This window comes from Caballeronia sordidicola, from assembly GCF_002220365.1.
In the GTDB taxonomy this organism is placed as follows: Bacteria; Pseudomonadota; Gammaproteobacteria; order Burkholderiales; family Burkholderiaceae; genus Caballeronia; species Caballeronia sordidicola_C.
The window spans coordinates 1-6,110 of record NZ_MTHB01000271.1 but is presented as its reverse complement, the minus strand read 5'-3'; the positions used below and the strand labels follow the sequence as shown (position 1 = coordinate 6,110).

Below are 6,110 nucleotides of genomic sequence, written 5' to 3'. Positions count from 1 at the left end.
ACAATCGTGCCTTGCAGGTCCATGCCGATAGCGCGCGCGATCTGGCTGAGCCGGGGGAGCGCGTCGCGCAGCAGGGGCGATTCGTTGCGGTTGCCGGCAGCGGTGATGAACGGGGCGATGACGTTGAAGTGGCGATCGCACAAGGCCACCACCTTGTCGCCTTTCAGATGTTTGTGGCCGCTGTAACCGAGGTTGTCGCCGCCTTTCTTCGCGGCCGTCGTCGTCCCATCGCCGTGAATAATCGTCAGATCAAGCAACTTGTCATGATGGAGCCTGCTCACCGAGCCCGCAAAGATGGCATCCATGCAACCATCTGCAAGCCAGCGGCGCATCGCGCGTTAGATACGCGTATAGTGAATTTCGGGGTGACCTTTGGCATTCCTTTCGATCGGCAACATCTTCCATTGACAGCCCATGTACAGCACTTGCAGGATGTAATTGAAGATCTTGTGCAAGGCCAGCGTCGGGGGCGGTCCGCGCCGGCCCCGGCTCAGATGCGGCAAGACAAACTGCTCGAACTGCTCCAGGCTCAATTTCGTTGGAATCCCTTGCCAGCATGGGTTCCCGGTCATTCGCTGCGTCCAGAAATCCGGACTTTATCTGATCTGGCTTCACCCATCAGAAATCCAGTCCTGATGCGGCTCGCAGACAAATTCGATGACCTCAAAAAACTAGCAACCAGTTGACTCGGACGCATGCGACCGTGTTCTATGGCGTCGCTCTCGCTTTCAACTCGTTGACCTACAATGTGCTCTGGTGGCCCGGGCGCAGTCAACGAACATTGATTGAACCCGATGTCCAAGATGTTGGCCTCAGGGCGATCACGCGGCACTACGCCCTGACCCTGCTCGGCGCTGTGCTCGCCACCCACGGCCGCAAAGGTCGTACCTAATTCCGCATAACAGAGGAGTCCGTACGTTGTACAAATCCGCTCGGTTCGAGCTTTAATAGCGTGACAGCACCCTTGTGGTACATCAACACTCACCGTGATCGAGTCTCAATCTCGCGGTCCATCGCTTCATTCTAGTCGAAACGATGTGCGTGAATCGCACAGGTTATCCTTCGACGCGGTTTCTACCAGTGTCCTTGGCGGTGTATAGTGCCTTGTCTGCAACTGCTAGCAAGTCTTGTACGGACGCGATTTCGTTCGTCAAAGACGCACAGCCTAGGCTCACAGTAATCGCTAGTTGACCCGCCTCGGTTTCGATGCGAAGCGCTTCAATGGTCGCACGGATTCTCTCCGCTATCAGCATCGCGCCGTCCGCCGCGGTCGCAGGGAGCATCAGGCAAAACTCCTCTCCACCCAAACGCGCGATGACATCTATCGATCGCAGCGATCGCCTGGCCTCGAGGACTATTTGGGTTAGGACCTTGTCGCCTGCCTGATGGCCTGCTGTGTCGTTTACTCTCTTGAAGTGATCCGCATCGATCATCACAAACGAGAGCGGTTTGCCCGAGCGTTTCGATCTTTCGACTTCCTTGTCGGCGAGCTTGAAAAAATGTGCGCGATTCATAGCTCCGGTGAGGTAGTCAGTCGTCAGCAGGCGGGTGAGCTCGTCGCTTGTTATCTTTCGCTCAGATACATCGCGAAGGACGACCGAATAGCCGGCGAATTCGCCATCATCTTCTCGGAGTATGGCAACTAGAATTTGCGCAGCGTAACGGCGGCCGTCCTTTTTTTGACACCAGCACTCTTGAACGTGCCAACCCTCTTCGCGTGTAAGAGCAATGTGCTCCGGGCAGCGATAATCATCCACGTCATCAGGCGCATAGAATTGTTCGAGCGTCTGGCCCATTACGTCCACTTCGGCGTATCCGGTAAGCTGCTCGATCGACGTGTTCCAGCTATCAACCCGACCTGATGCATCAAGGGTCAAGAATGCAAAATCATTGACATTGGTATAAATCCCAGCGAGCCAGGATTCATTCTGTCTTGCCCATCGTTCGGCTTCGACTTGCCGCGAAATATCGGTCAACGTCGTCATCAAGGTACAGTCATTGACCTTCAGAATATTGCATGACAGAACCGTTGATCGCTCTCGGGCAGGTGTCAGTACAATGCGATGCCCTTCACACACGGAGCCGCGCTCGGCTTTGAAGCTCGATACCAGATTACGCAACTCGGGCGCGACGTTACTCAGGCTGTCGAAAACGTTGGTGACACCTCCAGGCCCGGCGAGCGGCATAAGTAATTGAACTGATAACGGATTGAGCATGTCAACTTCGCCGGACAATGTGCTGCGAAGAATGCCAATCGGCGACAAATACATGAAGGAAAGCAGCGCTGCATGTTCAGCCTCGAGAGATTCATCTACAACCTTGCACGTTGTCACGTTGCCGCCTTACGTTCGATCAGCAGAAACTGTGTCTCTGCTCGGGTAGACTTCATCATTCTCAACCGCACCGGTGTAGGTTTCATGCGTAAAGTAAGGACATAAGGCACGATTTCGTCAAGCTCCGACTCGTCAAGGAATCGTTGAGCGATCATGAAATTATTCATGCATATGGCCACTTCGTCGAACACATGTTTGCCGATCACGTGAGCAGCTCTAAGACCCGAACCAATCGACTCGACGGCGTTGTAACGACTAACAATGTAATCCGAACCAAAACCAATCAGCCCAAAAGTGAAGTTGTCGGGCTGCTGCCCGCCCGCGAGCACTAGATCTTCGAACGAAACCGTATCGAACTGGTCGCTAACTGCGTTTTCCATGGTCATTTTCCGTATCCTATTCCGACGCGAGACAACGTTTCATTTAGCTCTTACGGCAACCGGCGGCTATAAATTTAGCGCTGCAAACAAGCGGCCCGGATGTAGCCTCCCTGTCGCTGACGTATTGAAATGTCAGCAAACTTTCCCTCGGCGGCCCGCTACTCCAGCATAAGCCCTTAGAAAAAGGCTGTCGAAAAAATGTGCCCGCTGCCGTAGCAAGATGATCGGTTATCTGGCAAATTGATCCCTATTAAAGGAACGACGCTTGGTTTTTACGTTGTCACGAATCGTTTCTTCCCTGCCCAACTCGGCTTTATGAACACCTCGCCAAAGACACGCCTCGGCATCAACCGAGGGATGATCTCAGATGCAGAGCCCTTACATAGATACCGTATCTTACGTTTGAAATGATTCGCCGCTGAGTACGGGAATAGACTTGAATGCGGGTTTGGCGAAGAAATATCCCTGCATTAGGGTTACCCCGTGCGCCGCGAAAAAGTCGCGCTCTTCCCGGGTTTCAATGCCTTCCGCGATCACTCTCACCCCCAAATCACGACAGATTGCCAGGACGCCCCGCACGATGCGCTGCCGAATCGAATCGGTATCGATGCCTCGAACCAACTCCATGTCGAGCTTGATCAAGTCGGGTTGAAAATCTACCAGGAGCGTGAGCCCTGAATATCCCGCGCCGAAGTCGTCGATGGCTGTCTGAAATCCGAACCGCTTGTAGGCTTTAAAAATTTCCACGAGATGCGGCCGACTAATAATGTTTTCACCCTCAACTGTCTCAAAGATAATTCGATCAATTGGAAATCCGTATTTTTCGGCTGCCTCGAACGTGCTTCGGATGCAGGCTTCAGGACGATAGACAGCGTTCGGCATGAAATTGATCGATAGGAACGACTCCATGTTGAGGTCCACCGCTTGCGCAATGGCTGTCGTACGACACAACTGGTCGAATTGGTAACGATTGCCTTCGTCAATCTGCGATAACACTGACTGTGCAGATTCGCCATTTGGACCACGGACCAATGCTTCAAACGCGAAATTCGCTGCCGATGCAGTATCGACGATAGGTTGGAACGCAAACGCAAGAGATATCGGCGCGGCAACGTCCAACTTGCATCCCGAGCAGCCAGACTTTTCATTCGCAATGGCTGCAAAATAGGTCTGGCCAGAAGACATAGACATGGTGAGCCCTTAACGAGGAAAGACGGATCGGCTACCCACCGCAATAGAGACGCCAGGTAACACATTTAACGACAGCTCAGCACCAAGCTTTAGCCGGGCGCGATCAAATTTGAAGTGCAACACCTTCCTCTTGCCGATTGGGTCAATACTCTTTTGCGACGATGCCGCTAAACAAGACGTCGCCGGTGCCCTGGCGAACAAGTTTGTTCGAACCACATGGGCACTGATGATCACGAAGGCTCGGTCACGAAATTTTCACAATGCAATATGATTCAGCCACAGATCACAACTAATGGAATGGACGCCCCCACCCGTACGGAATCGCGATGTGCCAAAGTGGGAGCCTGTAGCAACCACTTGAACCGAACAGGAGTGTCTACCATGAAGGTCACGACAGTTGGCATCGATCTGGCAAAAAATGTCTTCCAGGTCCACGGCGTTGATGAGCACGGTAAGGCAGTACTGAAGAAGCAACTCAAGCGCGCCCAGGTAGCCGAGTTCTTCGCGAATTTGCCACGGTGCCTGATCGGCATGGAAGCCTGGGGCAGCGCGCATCATTGGGCGCGCAAGCTGCAGGGCTTTGGACACGACGTGCGCCTGATTGCGCCGCAGTTCGTCAAGCCATATGTGAAGACCAACAAGAACGACGCGGCTGATGCCGAGGCGATCTGCGAAGCGGTGGCGCGGCCCAACATGAGGTTTGTGCCGATCAAGAACGTAGAGCAGCAAGCGGTGCTGGCACAGCACAGGGTGCGCCAGGGATTCATCAAAGCGCGCACCGCGCAAGCCAACCAGATTCGGGGGTTGCTCGCCGAGTTCGGGCTTATCGTTCCGCAAGGCATTGCGAACATCGCCAAGCGAGTACCGGAGCTGCTCGAGGATGCCACCAATGAGCTGTCTGGCTCGTTTCGCCTGCTCGTACAGCGATTGATGGAGCACCTCAAGGAGTTGGACCGCCAGGCCGGTGAAATCGAGGCTCAGATCGTCACGTGGCATCGCGACAACGAACTCAGCCGCAAGCTGGCGGAGGTTCCGGGCATTGGACCGATCACCGCCAGCGCCCTGGTGGCGACGGTGGGCGATGCGAAGAACTTCGACAACGCACGTCAATTGGCGGCGTGGATAGGCCTTGTGCCGCGGCAGAACTCCAGTGGCGGCAAGAACGTGTTGTTGGGCATCAGCAAGCGAGGCGACACGTACCTGCGCACGCTGCTGATCCACGGTGCGCGCTCAGTGATTTGCGCTTTCCAGCGCAAGAAGGATAAGGTCGACGGCTGGCTGGGAGCGCTCCTGGCGAGGCGAAATCCCAATGTGGCTGCCGTCGCGTTGGCCAACAAGAATGCGCGCATCGTCTGGGCACTGCTGGCTCACGACCGCGAGTTCCGACCCGGCTACACGAGCGTGCAGGCGACCACGTAGTCGGGTCGGCCGCCCAAATCTGAAAACAGCAATCAAGCAAAGGAGAATCAAACCACCGATTGCTCAGGCGATCAAGTAGTGATGGCAAGACAGGTCAGACCGTGGTCGATCAAACCCGACGCAACCAACGCACGATTGCAGTGCGCCCAACTGATTGGGACTCGACCAGCGGATTCCATCAGGGACAGGCAGGCATGCGCCTGACATTGAAGTCCGGATGCATGGCTGCAATCTACGCCTTCAAACCATCACCAATGAGAGCTTGGCAAACCGGGGGCGTCCATGCATGGTTGCTAGTTTTTTGAGGTCATCGAATTTGTCTGCGAGCCGCATCAGGACTGGATTTCTGATGGGTGAAGCCAGATCAGATAAAGTCCGGATTTCTGGACGCAGCGAATGACCGGGAACCCATGCTGGCAAGGGATTCCAACGAAATTGAGCCTGGAGCAGTTCGAGCAGTTTGTCTTGCCGCATCTGAGCCGGGGCCGGCGCGGACCGCCCCCGACGCTGGCCTTGCACAAGATCTTCAATTACATCCTGCAAGTGCTGTACATGGGCTGTCAATGGAAGATGTTGCCGATCGAAAGGAATGCCAAAGGTCACCCCGAAATTCACTATACGCGTATCTAACGCGCGATGCGCCGCTGGCTTGCAGATGGTTGCATGGATGCCATCTTTGCGGGCTCGGTGAGCAGGCTCCATCATGACAAGTTGCTTGATCTGACGATTATTCACGGCGATGGGACGACGACGGCCGCGAAGAAAGGCGGCGACAACCTCGGTTACA

The 6,110-nt window shown here is 54.8% G+C and carries 6 protein-coding genes and 1 pseudogene; 1 reads left to right on the top strand and 6 read right to left on the bottom strand.

The window, feature by feature from the left end; translation table 11 throughout:
• From BSU04_RS48285 to BSU04_RS38960, 5 genes and pseudogenes are all read right to left on the bottom strand, one after another.
• A pseudogene (locus tag BSU04_RS48285) lies at positions 1–305 on the bottom strand (transposase); the annotation flags it as partial.
• Positions 306–338: 33 nt separating this feature from the next.
• Positions 339–572: a transposase gene (locus BSU04_RS48280; RefSeq protein ID WP_089165551.1), complete on the bottom strand. Its 234-nt coding sequence runs from the start codon at positions 570–572 to the stop codon at positions 339–341.
• A gap of 483 nt (positions 573–1,055) precedes the next feature.
• Entirely contained in the window at positions 1,056–2,333 is a 1,278-nt protein-coding gene (locus BSU04_RS38970; RefSeq protein WP_089165555.1) for a sensor domain-containing diguanylate cyclase, read from the bottom strand.
• Complete coding sequence (locus BSU04_RS38965) at positions 2,330–2,713, bottom strand: phosphonate transporter (RefSeq protein WP_089165554.1); 384 nt, start codon at positions 2,711–2,713, stop codon at positions 2,330–2,332. Before BSU04_RS38965 ends, BSU04_RS38970 begins: the two co-directional genes overlap by 4 nt.
• Positions 2,714–3,109: 396 nt before the next feature.
• A complete protein-coding gene (locus tag BSU04_RS38960) occupies positions 3,110–3,898 on the bottom strand; it encodes an EAL domain-containing protein (protein ID WP_089165553.1) in 789 nt (262 codons plus the stop codon).
• A 387-nt stretch (positions 3,899–4,285) separates the two neighbouring features.
• Here BSU04_RS38960 and BSU04_RS38955 point away from each other — a divergent pair, with 387 nt between their 5' ends.
• Positions 4,286–5,323 carry an IS110 family transposase gene (locus BSU04_RS38955; protein WP_089165552.1) on the top strand — a complete coding sequence of 346 codons (1,038 nt, stop codon included), beginning with the start codon at positions 4,286–4,288 and terminating at the stop codon, positions 5,321–5,323.
• A gap of 240 nt (positions 5,324–5,563) precedes the next feature.
• On the opposite strand, the gene BSU04_RS46890 is transcribed toward BSU04_RS38955, so the two are convergent.
• A partial coding sequence (locus BSU04_RS46890; RefSeq protein WP_179258594.1) for a hypothetical protein occupies positions 5,564–6,110 on the bottom strand: 547 nt, incomplete at its 5' end.

Excerpts from the sequence above, each read along its gene's own strand:
- BSU04_RS48280 (WP_089165551.1), bottom strand. The coding sequence starts at position 572 with ATGACCGGGAACCCATGCTGGCAAGGGATTCCAACGAAATTGAGCCTG.
- BSU04_RS38965 (WP_089165554.1), bottom strand. The coding sequence starts at position 2,713 with ATGGAAAACGCAGTTAGCGACCAGTTCGATACGGTTTCGTTCGAAGAT.
- BSU04_RS38960 (WP_089165553.1), bottom strand. The coding sequence starts at position 3,898 with ATGTCTTCTGGCCAGACCTATTTTGCAGCCATTGCGAATGAAAAGTCT.
- BSU04_RS38955 (WP_089165552.1), top strand. The coding sequence starts at position 4,286 with ATGAAGGTCACGACAGTTGGCATCGATCTGGCAAAAAATGTCTTCCAG.